Genomic DNA, 17,477 nt, shown 5'->3' with positions numbered 1-17,477 from the left:
GGGAAGTCGGGCGTTCAGGGCATCGTCTCGACGCGGTTCCTGCCCGCCGCCTTGGCGCGGTAGAGCGCGGCGTCCGCACGCTCGATCAACGTGGATGGCGTCGTCTCGTCGGGGCGAAGGGCGCTGGCGCCGAGACTGACGGTGACCTGGAGCGATGTTTCGCCGAGCGGGATGACCGCGGCGGCAACCTGGGCGCGCAGGCGTTCGGCCACCAGCTGGCCGTGTTCCAGGTCGGTGCCCGGCAGCAGCACCAGGAACTCCTCGCCGCCGATCCGGCCGAAGCGGTCGTGCTGGCGCAGCGCGCCCTGGCACAGGCGCGCGGTCTCGCGCAGCACCGCGTCGCCGGCGGGATGACCGTGGCTGTCGTTGACGTGCTTGAAGTGGTCGATGTCCAGCATCACCACGGTGAGGCCTTGCCGCGACAGCCGCGCCTGGGCGATGGCCTGCGCCAGCAGGTATTCGATATGGCGGCGGTTGGAGCTGCCGGTCAGTGGGTCGAGCAGGGAGAGTCGATTCAGGCGGCGGCTCTTCAGCCACTGGCGATAGGCGAGCCAGACGATGCCGAGCACCAGGATGCCGCCGAGCAGGATGGCCAGCCGCTGCCAGTTGCGCACGTGCTCCAGCGCGACCAGTTGCTGGCTCTGCAGCGCCTTCTCGTCGGCGAGCCTGCGGTTCTCCAGGTCGCGGCGCGCGGTATCGAAGCGATAGCGCATCAGGGTGGTGACCTGGGACTTGGCCGCCTGCACGAGCGCGGTATCGGTGGCGATCTTGCGCTTGAGATCGTCCAGCGCCTGTTGCGTGTGCCCCAGTGCCTCCTCGTTGTGCGAGCGTGCAGCATACAGCTCGGCCTGATAGCGCAGGTTGCCGCTCTTTTCCAGGGCGGCCGCGGCGGCCTGGAATTCCTGCGCCGCCAGGCTGCGCTGGCCCAGCCCGGCATGGGCCTCGGCAAACTGCAGGGAAAGCATGTCGGCGTTGGAGTTGTCTGCGCTCGACTGGAAGATTTTGCCGGCCGCGGTGGCCTGTTGCAGCGCGTCGCGATAGTGGCCCAGCGTGTTGCTGTTCTCGGCCAAGGCCAGCAAGGCCGCGCCCACGTTCTGCGGCGGCCCGATCTCGCGCGCCAGCGCGAGTGCCTGCTGCAGCGGCGCGGTGGCGGCCGCCGGCTCGCCGCGCTCGTTGGCAAGGAAGCCCTGCGACATGTAGATCGCGCGCAGCTGCTGCCGGTCCTGTCCGTCGCTGGCGGCCGCCAGTGCCTGGCGCAAGTACTTGGCCGCATCGTCGTATTCGCCCATGCGGCGGTACAGGCCGGCGATATTGACGAGGTTGGCGCGTCCCGCCGCCTTGGCGTCGTCGAGCCGGTCGTAGGCGCGCTGTGCATCGAGCAGGTCGATCATGGCCTTGGCCTGTTCGCCCAGCAGCGACAAGGCATTGCCGCGCCAGGTCAGGGCATCGGCGAGCAGATGCGGCTTGCCCACGGCGTGCGCCGTCTGCACGGCGGCGTCGAAGGCCGGCAAGGCATCGCGGTCGGTGCCGACCTGACTCAGGTAATTGCCCAGGCACATCTGGAAATTCGACTCGACCTCCGGATCGTGGGCTGCATGGGACTCGGCGATGCCCTGCCGGGCGAAGGCGACGCCGCCCTTGGCGTCGCCCTGGTAGGCCAGGAAGCAGTAGATGTAGCCGTAGCGGCGCGCGCGCCTGGCGTCATTGGGTGGCAGCAGGGCGCGCAACCGCGCCAGTACCTGCTTGACTGCGGCGTCGGAGTCGGGCGATACGTCGCCGTCGTTCACCTGCTGCAGCAACTGGTCGAAGGCCGCTGGGTCGGGCGTCGTCGGCGCTTGCGCATGCACGCAGCGCGGCAGCGCCAGTGCGGCACAGGCCAACCAGGTCAGCCACCTTGTGCGCAAAGTGATGCTCCGGCGTGGAAGGGGACGCGCCATCGGCGCGGGGCGCTCGCCCCCTTTATCGGCCGCTGCCGCCCGCGCTTGATGCACGCGGCGCGGCCATCACTCGCGCAGCAGCAGGCGATAGGCGGGATTGTCGCTTTCGTCGGCATGCGGGTAACCCAGGCTGGCGAGGCGATGGCGGCAGGTGGGCAGCTCGGCGTCGGGCACCTGCAGGCCGACCAGGATGCGGCCGTGGTCGGCGCCGTGGTTGCGGTAGTGGAACAGGGAGATGTTCCAGTCCGGCTGCAGGCGGGCGAGGAAGTCGGGCAGGGCGCCGGGGCGTTCGGGAAAGTCGAAGCGGTAGAGGTGTTCGCTCTGCGCCAGCGGCGAGCGGCCGCCCACCATGTGGCGCAGGTGCAGCTTGGCCAGTTCGTCGTCGCTGAGGTCGAGCACGTCGAAGCCCTGCGCGCGGAACACCGCCACCAGCGCTTCGCGCTCCTGCCGGCTGGCGGTTTGCACGCCCACGAAGATGTGCGCGTGGCGGGCGTCGCCGATGCGGTAGTTGAACTCGGTGATGGCGTGGCGGCCGAGCGCGGCGCAGAAGCGGCGGAAGCTGCCGCGTTCTTCGGGGATCGTCACCGCGAACAAGGCCTCGCGCTGTTCGCCGGCTTCGGCGCGCTCGGCCACGTGGCGCAGGCGCTCGAAGTTCATGTTGGCACCGGAGACGACGGCCACCAGCGCGCCGCGTGCGTCGGCATGGCTGGCGGCGTATTGCTTCAGCCCGGCCAGCGCCAGCGCGCCGGAAGGTTCGGGCACGCTGCGGGTTTCCTGGTAGATGTCGCGGATGGCGGCACACAGCGCGTCGCCGTCCACGCGCAGCACGGCGTCGAGATGGCGGCGGCACAGCGCATAGGTGAGCGCGCCGACCTGCTTCACCGCGGTGCCGTCGGCGAACAGGCCGACCTCGGGCAAGGTCACGCGCACGCCGCTTTCGAGCGAGCGCGCCATCGCGTCGGAATCTTCGGCCTGCACGCCGATCACGCGGGTCTGCGGCGACAGCGTCTTGATCGTGCTGGCCACGCCAGCGGCGAGGCCGCCGCCACCGATGGGCACGAAAACGACGGCGGGCGCGGCGCACTGGCGCAGGATTTCCACGCCCACGGTGGCCTGGCCGGCGATCACGTCCAGGTCGTCGAAGGGGTGCACGAACACCAGCCCCTGTTCGGCCTGCAGGCGCGCGGCGGCGGCCTGGGCATCGCTGTAGGAGTCGCCTTCGAGCACGATCTTGACGGCGTCGCCGCCGAGCCGGCGCACGGCATCCACCTTCACCTGCGGCGCGGTGAGCGGCATCACGATGGTGGCGTGCAGGCCCAGCCTGGCCGCCGCCAGCGCCACGCCTTGCGCGTGGTTGCCGGCGGAGGCGGCGATCACGCCGCGCGCGCGTGCGGCCTCATCCAGCTGCGCCATCTTGTTGTAGGCGCCGCGCAGCTTGAACGAGAAGACGCTTTGCAGATCCTCGCGCTTGAGCAGCACCTGCCGGCCCAGTCGTTCGGAGAGCAGGGCGGCTGGCTCCAGCGGGGTTTCCCGCGCCACCTCGTAGACGCGCGCGGCCAGCGCGCGGCGCAGCAGGTCGAGGTCGCCGGGTACGCCGTCGTCGGTGCTTGCCGCGAGCTGCGCGTTCATGCGTGGCCGACGGCGAGCATCGGCGTGCCGTTGCCGCCGAGCAGGGAGAGGCTGTTGGCGTCCAGCACATCCACCAGCTTGCGCAGCTGGCGCAGGATCTGCTCCAGCGTGCCCTCGTCGCCGTGCAGCACCAGGGTGAGCTGGGACACCGTGGGATCGTGCGTGGCGGCCACGGTGAGCGCGTCGATGTTGACGTGGCGCGCGGCGAACAGCCCGGCCACGCGCACCAGCGCGCCGGATTCGTTTTGCAGCAGGATGGACAGCGTGTGTTTCATGGCGATGCTCCGTGGAGTCATGCGATCAATCGCCGTTCGCCCTGAGCGTAGGCCCGAAGGGCCGGAGTCGAAGGGGCCGCAGAGGCGTTTCGACGCCGCCCGCTGCGCGGGCTACGCTCAACGCGAACGGTGTATGTCAGCGCGAACGGCGATGGCTCAGAACATGTGCGTGGATGAGGCCTCGACGTCGGTGGCCGCGGACGGCTCGCGCGAGGGAATGAAGTCGCCGGTAATCATCTGCGCGTAGCTGGCGCCGGGGCCGACCATGGGGTAGACGCCGGCGTCGGGGTCGATCATCACTTCGAGGAAGGCGGGGCCGTCCCAGGCGAGGAAGTCGGCGATGGTGGCGTCGAGCTCGGCCTTGTGCTCCAGCCGGCGCGCCCAGGCGAAGCTGTCGGCTTCGGCGGCGCGCACGAAATCCTTGGTGTGCAGGTTCTTGTCGGTGGCGGCGAAGCGGCCCTTGTAGAACAGCTTCTGCCACTGCCGCACCATGCCGTCGCCGACGTTGTTGAGCAGCAGCACCTTCAGCGGCAAGCCGTAGGTGGTGACGGTCTCCAGCTCGCCGAGGTTCATGCGGATGGAGCCGTCGCCGTCGACGTCGATCACCAGCGCGTCGGGCCGCGCGAACTGCGCGCCGATCGCCGAGGGCAGGCCGAAACCCATGGTGCCCATCGAGCCGGAGGTGAGCCAGTGGCGCGGCGCGGCGAAGTCGAAGAACTGCGCCGCCCACATCTGGTGCTGGCCCACGCCAGTGGCGATGATGGCGCGGCCGCGGGTGTGCCGGTTGATCGCCTCGATCACCGCCTGCGGCTGGAGCAGCGGGCTCGCGCGGTCGTAGTTCATCGCGTGGCGGTTTTTCAGCGCGGCAAGATGGGCGTGCCAGGCGGCCAGCGACGGCAGCGTGGCGCGTGCGCGGCCCCAGGTGGTGAGCCGTTCCAGCGAGGCGGTGAGCGGGCCGACGTGCTGCCAGTCCACCGGTTTCACCTTGCCCACCTCGGCAGGGTCGATGTCGATCTGTGCGATGAACTTCGCGCGCGGAGCGAACTTGTCCGGCACGCCGGCCACACGGTCGTCGAAGCGTGCGCCCAGCGCGATCAGGAAATCACAATCCTCCACCGCGTAGTTGGCGTAGGCGGTGCCGTGCATGCCCAGCATGTGCAGCGCCAGCGGCTCGCGGGTGTCGAACGCGCCCAGCCCCATCAGCGTGGTGGTGACCGGCAGACCGAAGGCATGCGCGAAGGTGCGCAGTTGGTCGGCGGCGCCGGCCGCCACCACGCCGCCGCCGGCATAGATCAGCGGACGTTTGGCCTGCGCCAGGGCAGCGAAGAAGCGCGCGCAGCTTTCGTCGTCCAGCCGTGCGCCTTCCACCGCGCGCAGGCGTGCGCGGTAGCCGGGGATGGCGAGGCGGCTGGCACCGTCGAAGCGCAGCGTGGCGTTCTGCACGTTCTTCGGGATGTCCACCACCACCGGGCCGGGGCGGCCGCTGCGCGCCAGTTCGAAGGCGGTGCGCAAGGTGGCTTCGAGCTGGTCGGGGTCGGTGACCAGGAACACATGCTTGGCGCAGGCGCCCATGATGGTGGCCACCGGCGCCTCCTGGAAGGCGTCGCTGCCCAGCGCCGGCGTGGGCACCTGGCCGCAGATCGCCACCATCGGCACCGAGTCGGCCATGGCGTCGCGCACCGGCGTGACCAGGTTGGTGGCACCGGGGCCGGAGGTGACCACGGCCACGCCCACCTCGCCCGAGGCGCGCGCGAAGCCGGCGGCCATGAAGCCCGCGCCCTGTTCGTTGGCCGGCACCACCAGCGGCATCGGCTCGCGGCCGTCCGCGCCGACGTGCTCGGCGTTGTAGCGGAAGATCGCGTCGTACACCGGCAGGATGGCGCCGCCGGAGTAGCCGAACAGTACGCGCGCGCCTTCGTCCGCGAGTACCTGCACCACGATCTCCGCGCCGCTCATGGCGAGGCCGGCGCAGGGATGGAGGGCGGTGGCGGCAATGGTGGCGCTTTGCGTGGTGGTGGTCACGATGGGTTCCTGCTGGTGGGCGGTGCGCCGCTACGGTGGGCAATCGGCTTTGGCCGCGACGAGGCGCTCGCTCGTGGAAGGCCGCGCCTGGCGTGGGTCAGTTGCGGATCAGGTCTCTCTCGACCGCCGGATGTACCGGCACGCCGAAGCGGGAGATGATCTGCAGGTCCTGCTCCAGGGTGGAGAAGCGTTGCCACTCGAAGCCGTTGCCGTCGACCTCGCTGGAGAAGCCAGCGGCCGTGTCGTCCTCGAAGCCGATCTGCAGCACCTGGCCGGCGCGCGCGGCGTCCTGGCGGATCGAGAAGTTGAGCTGGTCGGTGCGCCACATGGCGTAGGTGCCCAGCACCACGGCCTGCGGGATCTGACCCAGGCGCCGGCTGTAGTCGGCGATGGAGGCATCCAGGTCGGCGACGGCCAGGGCGATATGGAAACGTTTCATGACGTGCACCTCTTGGGTTGTGGATTGACCGCGCCGCGCATCGCGCGCGGCGCGGCGTCGGCATCAGCCGACTTTCTTCAGCGGTTCGGCGGTGGCTTGCGGATGCAGCCAGGTCATCCGCGCGCGCAGCTTGCGGCCCACCTGCTCCAGCGGGTGGTCGAGATCGGCCTGCTTGTACTGCTTGTAGTTGGGCAGGCCGGCGTTGTATTCGGCGGTCCAGTTTCTGGCGAAGGTGCCATCCTGGATGTCGCGCAGCACGTCCTTCATGCGCGCCTTGACGCCGGCATCGATCACGCGCGGGCCGGACACGTAGTCGCCGTACTGCGCGGTTTCGCTGACGAACTGCAGCATTTTTTCCACGCCGCCTTCGTAGAACAGGTCGACGATCAGCTTCAGCTCGTGGAACACCTCGTAGTAGGCGATCTCGGGCTGGTAGCCGGCTTCCACCAGGGTCTCGAAGCCGGCCTGCACCAGCGAGCTGGCGCCGCCGCACAGCACGGCCTGCTCGCCGAACAGGTCGGTCTCGGTTTCTTCCTTGAAGTCGGTCTTGATGATCATGGCGCGGGTGCCGCCGATGCCGTCGGCGTAGGCGATGGCGCGGGCCTGCGCCTGGCCGGAGACGTCCTGGTGCACCGCCCAGATGCAGGGCACGCCGCGGCCGCGCTCGTACTCGCTGCGCACCAGCGCGCCGGGGCCCTTGGGCGCGACCAGGATCACGTCGATGTCGGCGCGCGGCGTGATCTGCTTGAAGTGCACGTTGAAGCCGTGCGCGAACAGCAGCGCGGCGCCGGGCTTGAGGTTGGGCTCGATGGACTCGGTGTACAGCCTGGGCTGCACCATGTCGGGGGTGAGCACGGCGACCAGGTCGGCGCCCTTCACCGCCTCGGCGGGTTCGAGCACGGTGAAGCCGTCGGCCTTGGCCTTGGCCGAGGTCGGGCCGTGCGGGCGCAGGCCGACCACGACGTCGAGGCCGGAATCGCGCAGGTTCAGCGCGTGGGCGCGGCCCTGGCTGCCGTAGCCGAGCACGGCGATGCGGGACGTGGCGAGGGTGGGGTTGGGGCTCATGCGGTGACTCCCTGGTTGGATGCGGTGGTGGTGTGGGATGCGGGTGCGGTGGTGGGTGAAGTGGTGGCGCCGTCGGAGGCCGAGCCGACCAGCAGGGCGAACTTGGCGAGTACGCCGCGCGTCACCCTGGGTTCGGGCGGTGTCCAGTGTTTGCGGCGTTCGGCGAGGTCGGCGCTGGTGCTGATCTCGCGGGTGATGGCGTCGATCACCAGCGGGTCGCCGTCCTTGAGCAGGCCGATGGCGCCGCCGCGCGCGGCCTCGGGCGCGATGTGGCCGACCATGAAACCGTGGGTGGCGCCGGAGAAACGGCCATCGGTGATCAGCGCCACGTCGTCGCCCAGGCCGCGCCCGATCAGCGCGGCGGTGACGCCGAGCATCTCGCGCATGCCGGGGCCGCCGGCCGGGCCTTCGTTGCGGATCACCACCACGTCGCCCTTGCCGATGCGGCCTTCCTGCACGGCGGCGAAGGCGGCTTCCTCGCTCTCGTAGATGCGCGCCTTGCCTTCGAAGCGGGTGGTGCCGTGGCCGGCGCTGTGCTTGCCGGGGATCTTCAGGATGCAGCCGTCCGGCGCCACGTTGCCGTAGAGGATGGAATAGCCGCCGTGCGGCTTCAGCGGCGCGCTCACCGGTGCGATCACTTCCTGGCCGGCGAAGCGCGGCGCGGCGGCGGCTTCCTCGAACAGGGTGCGGCCGGTGACGGTGGGCGCGTCCGCCAGCATGCCGGCCTCGATCAACTCCTGCGCCACGCGCGCGGCGCCGCCGGCGTCGAACATCTCTACCGCGGTGTAGCGGCCGGAGGGCAGGAGATCCGCGATCACCGGGGTGGCCTCGGTGGCGGGCTGGAAATCCTCCAGTGACCACTGCGCACCGGCCTCGCGCGCAATCGCCAGGGTGTGCAGCACCGCATTGGTGGAGCCGGCGGTGGCCGCCACCATGCGCGCGACGTTGGCCAGTGAGGTGCGGTTGATCAGCGCGCGCGGCGTGCGCCCGGTGCGCAGGCAATCCATCACCAGCTCGCCGCAGCGGCGCGCGGCGGTGAGCTTGTTGGGATGCGTGGCCGGGATGTCGTTGAGGCCCATCGGCGACAGCCCCAGCGTGGTCAGCACCATCGCCATGGTGTTGGCGGTGAACTGGCCACCGCAGGCGCCGGCGCCGCCGCAGGCGTCGCATTCCACCGCGCGCAGTTCCGCATCGTCGATCTTGCCGGCGCCATGCGCGCCGACCGCCTCGAACACCTGCTGGATGGTGATGGGTCGGTTCTTGTGCAGGCCGTGCGCGATGGTGCCGCCATAGAGCGCCACCGCGGGGATGTCCAGCCGCGCCATCGCCATCGCGGCGGCGGGGATGGTCTTGTCGCAGCCGCACAGCACCACCATGGCGTCGCACAGGTGGCCTTCCACCGCCGCCTCGATCGAGTCGGTGATCACCTCGCGGCTGACCAGCGAATAGCGCATGCCCGGCGTGCCCATGGCGATGCCGTCGGTGACCGCGATGGTGTTGAACTCCACCGGCGTGCCGCCGGCGGCGCGCACGCCGTCCATCGCCGCCTGCGCCAGCTCGCGCAGGTTGAGGTTGCACGGCGAGACGTCCGACCAGGTGTGCACCACCGCCACCAGCGGCTTTTTCAGCGCGGCATCGTCCATGCCGGTGGCGCGCAGCATGGCGCGCGCGGGGGCGCGGTCGGGGCCGGCCTTTATCAGATCACTGCGCATCAAAAAATCTCCGAAGGTCGGGATTTCCCTCTCCCCCACGGGGAGAGGGGTCGTGGCTTGCGCCGGCATGGATCGCTGCCGGTAGTCATGGAATGCCTCTCCTGCGCGCGCAGCAGCGCCGGGCAGGGGGCAGCGAGCGAACGAGTTCGGGGGCCTGCGTTCGTCGCTCCCGTCGCCGCACGCGACGCGCAGGAGAGGGCATGGGGTGCGGACGGGGAGCGTCCGCCGGAAGGGGATTTCAGCCGCAACATGCGTTGACCTCGTCATCCGAGATGTCGCCGGCGCCGATGCGCGCGGCCAGCGCGGCCAGCACCGCGTCGCGCACCTCGGCGGTGCCGGCCTTGCCGCCGAGGTCGCGGGTATGCGGGCCTTCGCGCAGCACACGCTCCACCGCGCCGCTGACGGCGGCGGCTTCCTTCTTCAGGCCCAGCGAGTGGCGCAGCAGCAGGGCGGCGGAGAGGATGGTGCCGACCGGATTGGCGATGCCCTGGCCGGCGATGTCGGGCGCGGAGCCGTGGATGGGTTCGTACAGGCCTGTCCTGAGCGTAGGCGCAGCCGAAGTCGAAGGGCCCGCAGCAGCGCCATCGCCCAGCGACGCCGAAGGCAGCAGCCCCAGCGAGCCGGCGATGGCGGCGGCCTCGTCGGTGAGGATGTCGCCGAACAGGTTCTCGGTGACCACCACGTCGTAGCTGGCGGGGCGGGTGAGCAGCAGCATCGCCATCGAGTCGACCAACTGGTGTTCCAGCGTCACGTCGGGATAGTCGGTGGCCACGCGGGTGACGGTGCGGCGCCACAGGCGCGAGGTTTCCAGCACGTTGGCCTTGTCCACCGAGGTGACGTGCTTGCGCCGTCCGCGCGCCAGCTCGAAGGCGCGGCGGGCGACGCGCTCCACTTCGGCCACGGTGTACCGGCACTCGTCGGTGGCGGCGACATCGGTCTTGGTCTTGGCGCCGAAGTAGGCGCCGCCGGTGAGCTCGCGCACGAACAGCACGTCCACGCCGGCGAGCTTTTCGTTCTTCAGCGGTGACAGGTTGGCCAGCGCGGGATGCACGCGCAGCGGGCGCAGGTTGGCGTACACGCCCAGCGCGGCGCGCAAGGCCAGCAGGCCCTGCTCTGGGCGCACCGGGGCGTTGGGATCGGACCACTTTGGCCCGCCCACGGCGCCCAGCAGCACGGCGTCCGCCGACTGGCAGGCCGCCAGCGTGGCGGCGGGCAGCGGCTCGCCGGTGGCGTCGATGGCGGCGCCGCCGATCAGCTGCTCGTCGAACTGGAAGTCATGGCCGAAGTGCGCGGCCACGGCCTTCAGCACATCGACGGCGACGGCGACGACCTCGGGGCCCACGCCGTCGCCGGGCAGGGTGACGATGCGTGCTTTCATGCGAGCGATCCGGTGATGGGTGAGCGGTTGTTGCGGGAAGTGCGGCCAGGGACGGCCGCTTCTTGACCTTCGCGTTCACGGATGAACGCATCAATCAAGGGGGCCTGCGCCAGCAGGTAGCCCAGCTGATCCACGCCCTCGAGCAGGCAGTGGCGGGCGAAGGGCTCGAGCTGGAAGCCGATGCGGCCGCCATCGGGCAAGCCGACGTATTGGCCTTCGACGTCGATGGTCAGCTCGATGCCAGGATGCACCAGCAGCCACTGATGCTCGGGCGCGCTGATCACGATGGCGAGCAGGCCGTTCTTCAGCGCGTTGCCACGGAAGATGTCCGCGATCTCGCTGCACAGCACGGCCTGGATACCGTAGTCCAGCAGCGCCCACGGCGCGTGCTCGCGCGAGGAGCCGCAGCCGAAATTGCGCCCGGCGACGAGGATGGCGCAGCCCTTGGCCTCGGCCCGGTTGAGCGGAAAGGCTGGGTTGTCGCCGCCATCTGGCAGGTAGCGCCAGTCCTGGAAGCAGTGCTTGCCCAGGCCGGTGCGCGTGGTGGTGGTGAGGAAGCGCGCCGGGATGATGCGGTCGGTGTCGATGTTCTCGTCCGTCAGCACGGTGGTGCGTGAGGTGAGGCGGGTGACGGGTTTCATGCGGCAGCCTCCGCGAGATAAGGACGGGGATCGGCGATCACCCCGGCCACCGCGCTGGCGGCGGCGGTGGCGGGGCTGGCCAGCACGGTGCGCGCGCCCTTGCCTTGGCGACCCTCGAAGTTGCGGTTGGAGGTGGAGACGACGAGCTCGCCGGGCTGGGCCATGTCGCCGTTCATGGCGATGCACATGGAGCAGCCGGGCAGGCGCCACTGCGCACCGGCGGCGCGGAACACCTCGTGCAGGCCTTCGGCTTCGGCGGCGACACGCACCGCCTCGGAGCCGGGCACCACCAGCATGCGCACGCCGTCGGCCACGCGGCGGCCGCGCAGCACGCGGGCGGCTTCGCGCAGGTCGGGCAGGCGCGAGTTGGTGCAGCTGCCGATGAACACCACGTCCACCTTGTGGCCGGCCATCGGCTGTCCGGCCACGCTGTGCATGTAGTCCAGCGCGCGCTGTTCCACCGCGCTCGATGCGACGGGCACCGGCGCGTCGATGGCGATGGCGGCGCCGGGATGGGTGCCGTAGGTGACGGTGGGCACGATGGCGCCGGCATCGATGCGCACCTCGCGGTCGTAGCGCGCGCCCGCGTCGCTGGCCAGCGTGCGCCAGTGCGCCACGGCCTTGTCCCAGGCTGCGCCCTGCGGCGCGCGCGGGCGGCCCTTGAGCCACGCGAACGTGGTGTCGTCCGGCGCGATCAGGCCGGCGCGGGCGCCCGCCTCGATCGACATGTTGCACACCGTCATGCGCTCTTCCATCGACAGTGCCTCGATGGCTGCGCCGCGGTACTCCAGCACGTAGCCGGTGCCGCCGGCCACGCCGATGGTGCCGATGATGTGCAGGATCAGATCCTTGGCGCCGACGCCCGACGCCAATTGGCCGTCCACATGGATGGCGAAGGTCTTGGGCTTGCGCTGCAACAGGCACTGGCTGGCCAGCACGTGACCCACCTCGGTGGTGCCGATGCCGAAGGCCAAGGCTCCAAAGGCACCATGGGTGGAAGTGTGGCTGTCGCCGCAGACGATGGTCATGCCCGGCTGGGTGGCGCCCAGCTCGGGGCCGATCACATGCACGATGCCGCGCGCCTCGCTGTTCCAGCCCTGCAGCGTGACGCCGAAGGCGGCGGTGTTGGCTTCCAGCTGCGCCACCTGCGCCTTGGCCTCGGGCGTGGCATAGGGGCGCTCGCCGCTGGCGTCGGGCGGCAGGGTGGGCGTGGAGTGATCCAGCGTGGCCAGGGTGCGATCCGGGCGGCGCAGTTTCAGGCCGCGCGCGCGCAGCTCGTCGAAGGCCTGCGGCGAGGTCACCTCGTGCACCAGGTGCAGGTCGATGTACAGCGTGGCTGGGGTGGCGGCGGTTTCCGGCGCGACGACGTGCGCGTCCCAGATCTTCTCGAACAAGGTTTTGGCCGTCATGCCGCGATCTCCTGTTTCTCCACGACCTCAAGCCAGCCCCATTTGTCCGCCGTGCGGCCGTCGAACAGGCCGAAGAAGGCGCTGCGCAGTGCGGTGGTGATCTCGCCGGGCTTGCCGTTGCCGACGTGCTTGCGATCCACCGAGCGCACCGGGGTGATCTCGGCGGCGGTGCCGGTCATGAACACTTCATCGGCGCTGTACAGCGCCTCGCGCGGCAGGTCACGCTCTTCCACCGGGATGCCCAGTTCGGCGGCGAGCGTGAGCACGCTGTCGCGGGTGATGCCGGCGAGGATGCCGGCGCTGGAGGGCGGGGTGAGCAGGCGGCCCTTCTTCACCAGGAACAGGTTCTCGCCCGCGCCTTCGCTGAGCATGCCGCCCACGCCCAGCGCGATGCCTTCGTCATAGCCGTTGCGGCGCGCTTCCAGCCCGATCAGCTGGCTGCTGAGGTAGTTGCCGCCTGCCTTGGCCCAGCTCGGGAAGGTATTGGGCGCGGGGCGCTGCCATGAGGCCACGCAGACATCGGCGCCGCGCTCGGCGGCCTCGCCCAGGTAGGCGCCCCAGGCCAGCGCCATGATCGCCACTTCCACCGGCGCGCCGTCCTTCGCCAGCACGCCCAGGGAGTCGGCACCGCGAAACACGATGGGCCGCACGTAGGCCGATGGCATCTGGTTGGCGCGGATCACCGCGTGGCAGGCGGCGTCGATCTCGGCCGCGCTGTAGCCCACGTCGATGTCGTACACCTTGGCCGACTCGAACAGCCGGCGCGTGTGGTCGGCCAGGCGGAAATAGGCCGGGCCGTTCGGCGTGGCGTAGACGCGCTCGCCCTCGAACACCGAGGAGCCGTAATGCAGTGCGTGCGTGCTGACGTGGACGTTGGCCTCGGCCCAGGGCTTGAGGCGGCCGTTGTGCCAGAGGAAGGGGGTGTGATTCATGGATGGGTTCCTTTTTGCGCGCTTCCGTGTGCGCGAGGGTCAAGCGGCGGCCTTCCATGGACGCACGCTGCGATGGATGCTTCGTGCCGGCCCGGCATCGACTGCCGTTCGATGCGATTGACGATGGCCAGCGCGGCCAGCGCGGTGGCTTCGACGATGTCGGTGCTGACGCCTTGCCCGCGCCATTCGCGTCCGCCGTGGCGGGCGACCAGTTGGGCCTGGCCTTGCGCATCGCCGCCTTCGCTCACGGCGCGCACGTGGAAGTCGGCCAGTTGCAGCTCGCTGCCGGTGGCGCGCTCGATCGCGCGCAGCACGGCGTCCACCGGGCCGTCGCCGATGGCGGCCTCGCCTACCTCGCGGCCGTCGTCGTGCGCCAGCTTCACCGAGGCCGAGGCGCCGCCCAGGTGCGTGCTGGTGCCCAGTTGCAGCAGGCGCCACGGGCCTTGCGCCGCCGGATCGTGGCCCAGCGCGAGCGCTTCCAGATCCTCGTCGTGCACCTCGCGCTTCTTGTCGGCCAGCGTCTTGAAGCGCGCGAAGATCGCGTCCAGCGCGGCCTCGTCGGGCGTGTGGCCCAGCGCTTCCAGCCGCGCGCGCAGCGCGGCGCGACCCGAGTGCTTGCCCAGCACCAGCTTCGTCTCGGCGACGCCGACGTCCTCCGGGCGCATGATTTCGTAGGTGCCGCGGTGCCTGAGCATGCCGTGCTGGTGGATGCCCGACTCGTGCGCGAAGGCGTTGTCGCCGACGATGGCCTTGTTGCGCGGCACGGCCTGGCCGGTGAGCTGGGACAGCAGGCGCGAGGCGGGATAGAGCTTGCGCGTGTCGATGCGGCTGTCCACGCCGAAGTAGGCGCCGCGCACCTTCAGCGCCATCACGACTTCCTCCAGCGCGGCATTGCCGGCGCGCTCGCCGATGCCGTTGATGGTGCACTCCACCTGGCGCGCGCCCGCGCCGATGGCGGCGAGGCTGTTGGCCACGGCCAGGCCGAGGTCGTCGTGGCAATGGCTGGAGAACACCGCGCGTTCGGCGCCGCGCACATGGGCGCGCAGCCAGGCGAAGCGCTCGGCGATTTCGGTGGGTGTCGTGTAGCCCACGGTGTCGGGCACGTTGAGCGTGCTGGCGCCGGCGGCCAGCGCCGCGCTGAACACCTCGGCGAGGAACGCCGGCTCGGTGCGCATCGCGTCCTCGGCGGAGAACTCCACCTCGTGGCACAGGCCGCGCGCGCGCTCCACCCCAGCCACGGCGGCCTCCAACACTTGTTGCCGGCTCATGCCCAGCTTGTGTTCGCGGTGCAGCGGGCTGGTGGAAATGAACACGTGGATGCGCGAACGCGCGGCTTTTTCCAGCGCGCGGCCAGCGCCGTCGATGTCGCCCGGCACGCAGCGCGCGAGCGCGCAGGCGGTGGTGGTTTGCAGCATGCCGGCGATCTGTGCGACCGCAGCAAAATCATCCGGTGAGGCAGCCGGAAAGCCCGCTTCGAGCACGTCCACGCCCAACGCTTCGAGCATCTGCGCCATGCGCAGCTTGGCGCGCCGGTCCATCGAGAAACCCGGCGTCTGTTCGCCGTCGCGCAAGGTGGTGTCGAAGATGCGCACGAGGTCGCCGGCTACGTCGCCGGCCTCGTTCGTGCTGTCGTGCTGCGGGTTTTTCATCGCGTCGCTCCGCTTGGAACGAGCTTCAGGCAAGAAAAAACCCCGCGCCATTTCTGGTGCGGGGTTCTTCGGGTGTTTTCAGGTTCTGGTTCTAGCTACCTGGACACATGCCCTCAGCCCGCACCTCCGTTGGTAATAAGGAGTACGAGTACAAGAAGGCTGGTAATGAGCTGGCCGCGAAGCCGCAGCACGTCCGCCATCGCCGCGAGGCGGTAGCGTTGGGTGACATGACGGTGGCTGTTGCGTTGCGGCATGTCGTCGACCCTAAGGCACGCGACTGGCCGCTGTCAACCGGTTTCTTATGAAAAAAATCGCGACAAGTTTTTGGACGGCTGGACGTCCATGTCCCATGACACCTGGCGCCGCGGTCAGTGCGCGGCTGGCTGATAGCGCAGCGTCAGCGACCAGGTGCGGCCGGGTTGGTTGAAGTACCAGGCCGTCTCGTAGCGGTGGTCGAAGGCGTTGGCGAGGCTGCCTTCGATCTGCCAGTCCGGTGCGAAATGCCAGCTCGCGCGCAGCGCCAGCGTGCTGTAACCGCCGAGCGGATGCCGGTTGGCGACGTCGTCGTAGCTCTTGCCGGCCGCGTACCAGGTGCCCCCCACGCCGAAGGCGCCGTAGCGGCGATCGAGGTCGATGCGCGCGGTGCGCTCGGGGCGGCGCGGCAGCCACTTGCCGTCGGTGGCGCCGCCGTCGTCGTTCTTCGGCTGCTGCAGGGTCAGGTAGCTCTGCAACTGCCAGCCGGCGAGCGTGGCGCCGAACTGGCCTTCGACGCCACGGATGCGCGCGCGACTCAGGTTGTACGGCACGTAGTTGCGCGCCGGGTCGAGCACGATCATCTGGTTGATGCGGGTCTGGTAGGCATTCACCGCCCAGTGCCAGCCGTCGAGCTGCTGCTGCAGGCCCAGCTCGGCGCTGCGCGAGGTTTCCGGTTTCAGTTGGGGGTTGGCCGAAGGTGTGCCGTAGAACGGCGGGAAGTACAGGTCGTTGAAGGTCGGCGCATGGAAGGCGCTGCCGTAACTGGCGGACAGCCGCAGGCCGTGGTCGAAGGCATAGCCCCAGGCCAGCGCGCCGGTATCGTGGTCGCCGTACTGGCTACTGTGGTCGCGGCGCGCGGAGGCCTGCACTTCGTTGCGGCCGAACGTGCCCTGGTACTGCGCGAAGGCGCCGGTGTCGTGGCGCGCGGTGGCGAGGTAGGCGGTGCTGCTGTCCACCTGCTCCTGCTGCCAGTCGATACCGGCGGTGAGCAACTGGTCGGCGGTGAGTGTGATGTCGTTCTGCCACGAGGCCTGGTTGCGGCGCGAGTCGGCGTAGCCGGTCTGCTGCAGCGGATAGTAGGTGCCGTAGTACGTGCCCTGGTAATAGGTGGTGGCGAGATCCTTGCTCTGGCCCGCGCTCAGCGTGAGCCGCCACGCCTCCAGCGGCGAGAAGCTCAGCCGCGCGCCGGCCACGCGCTGCTCGTCGATGGCACGGTTGCTGCCGTACGGGCTGCCGGCGTACTCCACGAAGCTCTTGCTGCGCAGCCAGTCGCCGGCGAGCTCGGTGCCGTTGTCCCAGCGGTAGCCGGCGTTGAGCGCACCGTTCCAGTCGCGGAAGGCGTCGTTGCGCGGGTCGTCCACGAAGCAGCCGGCGAACACTTCGCCCGCGCCCATGCGGCAGGCCGGAAAGCCACTGGTGTACTGGCCGCCGAGACTGGCGTTGTACCAGGCATGCGCGTCGCCGCCGGCCAGGCCCACGCTGGCGGCGGCCAGGCCGTGGCTGCCGACCGTGGTGCTGAAGGAGGGGGCGAGGCCGCCATCGGGCGTGCCGTGGCGGGTGAAGATCTGGATCACGCCGCCGATGGCGTCGGGGCCGTACAGGCTGGAGCGCGGGCCGCGCACGATCTCGATGCGTTCGATCTGCTCCACCGGGATCTGCTCCAGCCGCGCGAAGCCGGCGGTGGAGGAGCCGATGCGGATGCCGTCGATCAGCACCAGTACGTGGGTGGCGTTGGTGCCGCGCAGGGAGAACGTGGTGAGCTGGCCGCGCCCGCCGTACTGCGCGATGGAGACGCCGGGCAGGCCGGTCAGCAGATCCGCCACCGACAGCGGCTGCAGACGCTCGATGTCGGCGCGGGTGATGACGGTCACCGAGGAGAGCGCATCGTCGGCGGTGATCGGCGTGCGCGTGGCGGTGACGATCACTGCCGACAGCGCGTTGGCGTCGGCGGGTTCGGCCGCTTGCGCGGCGGGGAGACAGCACAGGAGTGCCGTGGTCAACAGGGTCTTCTTCACGTTGCGTTCCTCGAGGCCGCACGCCCGCGCACGGCCTGGCCTGGCATCAATGAGCCGGGGCGGCAAACGGGGCGGAAACAGGCAGGCACGGCGAAGCCGGACGCGTCTGTCCAGCCACG

13 protein-coding genes are annotated in these 17,477 nt (G+C 70.2%); all 13 read right to left on the bottom strand.

Annotated elements, in window-relative coordinates; all coding sequences use genetic code 11:
* Positions 1-14: 14 nt before the first annotated feature.
* Positions 15-1,904 (bottom strand): GGDEF domain-containing protein, encoded by a 1,890-nt coding sequence (locus AC3WQA_RS09495; protein WP_492674821.1) that lies wholly within the window; start codon positions 1,902-1,904, stop codon positions 15-17.
* A gap of 99 nt (positions 1,905-2,003) precedes the next feature.
* Complete coding sequence (ilvA, locus tag AC3WQA_RS09490) at positions 2,004-3,566, bottom strand: threonine ammonia-lyase, biosynthetic (protein ID WP_492674820.1); 1,563 nt, start codon at positions 3,564-3,566, stop codon at positions 2,004-2,006.
* The gene (gene ilvN / locus AC3WQA_RS09485) at positions 3,563-3,841 is read right to left on the bottom strand and encodes an acetolactate synthase small subunit (RefSeq protein ID WP_492674819.1); all 279 of its coding nucleotides are present in this window, start codon (positions 3,839-3,841) and stop codon (positions 3,563-3,565) included. Before ilvN ends, ilvA begins: the two co-directional genes overlap by 4 nt.
* 156 nt (positions 3,842-3,997) lie before the next feature.
* Entirely contained in the window at positions 3,998-5,797 is a 1,800-nt protein-coding gene (gene ilvB / locus AC3WQA_RS09480; protein ID WP_492676342.1) for a biosynthetic-type acetolactate synthase large subunit, read from the bottom strand.
* A gap of 163 nt (positions 5,798-5,960) precedes the next feature.
* Positions 5,961-6,302, bottom strand: a complete 342-nt coding sequence (locus AC3WQA_RS09475) for a VOC family protein (protein WP_492674818.1) — start codon at positions 6,300-6,302, stop codon at positions 5,961-5,963.
* Positions 6,303-6,365: 63 nt separating this feature from the next.
* Positions 6,366-7,367, bottom strand: a complete 1,002-nt coding sequence (gene ilvC, locus AC3WQA_RS09470; protein WP_492674817.1) for a ketol-acid reductoisomerase — start codon at positions 7,365-7,367, stop codon at positions 6,366-6,368.
* Positions 7,364-9,079, bottom strand: coding sequence for a dihydroxy-acid dehydratase (gene ilvD, locus AC3WQA_RS09465; protein ID WP_492674816.1), 1,716 nt, complete (start codon positions 9,077-9,079; stop codon positions 7,364-7,366). The genes ilvC and ilvD overlap by 4 nt, the downstream gene beginning before the upstream one ends.
* A gap of 238 nt (positions 9,080-9,317) precedes the next feature.
* Positions 9,318-10,457 (bottom strand): 3-isopropylmalate dehydrogenase, encoded by a 1,140-nt coding sequence (gene leuB / locus AC3WQA_RS09460; protein ID WP_492674815.1) that lies wholly within the window; start codon positions 10,455-10,457, stop codon positions 9,318-9,320.
* Positions 10,454-11,098 (bottom strand): 3-isopropylmalate dehydratase small subunit, encoded by a 645-nt coding sequence (gene leuD, locus AC3WQA_RS09455; RefSeq protein ID WP_492674814.1) that lies wholly within the window; start codon positions 11,096-11,098, stop codon positions 10,454-10,456. Before leuD ends, leuB begins: the two co-directional genes overlap by 4 nt.
* The gene (leuC, locus tag AC3WQA_RS09450; RefSeq protein ID WP_492674813.1) at positions 11,095-12,507 is read right to left on the bottom strand and encodes a 3-isopropylmalate dehydratase large subunit; all 1,413 of its coding nucleotides are present in this window, start codon (positions 12,505-12,507) and stop codon (positions 11,095-11,097) included. Before leuC ends, leuD begins: the two co-directional genes overlap by 4 nt.
* Positions 12,504-13,439 carry a branched-chain amino acid transaminase gene (locus AC3WQA_RS09445; protein ID WP_492674812.1) on the bottom strand — a complete coding sequence of 312 codons (936 nt, stop codon included), beginning with the start codon at positions 13,437-13,439 and terminating at the stop codon, positions 12,504-12,506. The genes leuC and AC3WQA_RS09445 overlap by 4 nt, the downstream gene beginning before the upstream one ends.
* The gene (locus AC3WQA_RS09440; RefSeq protein WP_492674811.1) at positions 13,436-15,088 is read right to left on the bottom strand and encodes a 2-isopropylmalate synthase; all 1,653 of its coding nucleotides are present in this window, start codon (positions 15,086-15,088) and stop codon (positions 13,436-13,438) included. The genes AC3WQA_RS09445 and AC3WQA_RS09440 overlap by 4 nt, the downstream gene beginning before the upstream one ends.
* A 368-nt stretch (positions 15,089-15,456) precedes the next feature.
* Entirely contained in the window at positions 15,457-17,358 is a 1,902-nt protein-coding gene (btuB, locus tag AC3WQA_RS09435) for a TonB-dependent vitamin B12 receptor (RefSeq protein WP_492674810.1), read from the bottom strand.
* Positions 17,359-17,477: the final 119 nt, after the last annotated feature.

This window comes from Rhodanobacter sp. FW106-PBR-R2A-2-24 (genome assembly GCF_058789615.1).
This window is presented reverse-complemented; position numbering and strand designations above follow the sequence as displayed.

Bases quoted from the DNA above. Each gene is read 5' to 3' on its own strand.
- ilvA (WP_492674820.1), bottom strand. From the start codon at position 3,566: ATGAACGCGCAGCTCGCGGCAAGCACCGACGACGGCGTACCCGGCGAC.
- ilvN (WP_492674819.1), bottom strand. From the start codon at position 3,841: ATGAAACACACGCTGTCCATCCTGCTGCAAAACGAATCCGGCGCGCTG.
- ilvB (WP_492676342.1), bottom strand. From the start codon at position 5,797: ATGAGCGGCGCGGAGATCGTGGTGCAGGTACTCGCGGACGAAGGCGCG.
- AC3WQA_RS09475 (WP_492674818.1), bottom strand. From the start codon at position 6,302: ATGAAACGTTTCCATATCGCCCTGGCCGTCGCCGACCTGGATGCCTCC.
- ilvC (WP_492674817.1), bottom strand. From the start codon at position 7,367: ATGAGCCCCAACCCCACCCTCGCCACGTCCCGCATCGCCGTGCTCGGC.
- ilvD (WP_492674816.1), bottom strand. From the start codon at position 9,079: ATGCGCAGTGATCTGATAAAGGCCGGCCCCGACCGCGCCCCCGCGCGC.
- leuB (WP_492674815.1), bottom strand. From the start codon at position 10,457: ATGAAAGCACGCATCGTCACCCTGCCCGGCGACGGCGTGGGCCCCGAG.
- leuD (WP_492674814.1), bottom strand. From the start codon at position 11,098: ATGAAACCCGTCACCCGCCTCACCTCACGCACCACCGTGCTGACGGAC.
- leuC (WP_492674813.1), bottom strand. From the start codon at position 12,507: ATGACGGCCAAAACCTTGTTCGAGAAGATCTGGGACGCGCACGTCGTC.
- AC3WQA_RS09445 (WP_492674812.1), bottom strand. From the start codon at position 13,439: ATGAATCACACCCCCTTCCTCTGGCACAACGGCCGCCTCAAGCCCTGG.
- AC3WQA_RS09440 (WP_492674811.1), bottom strand. From the start codon at position 15,088: ATGAAAAACCCGCAGCACGACAGCACGAACGAGGCCGGCGACGTAGCC.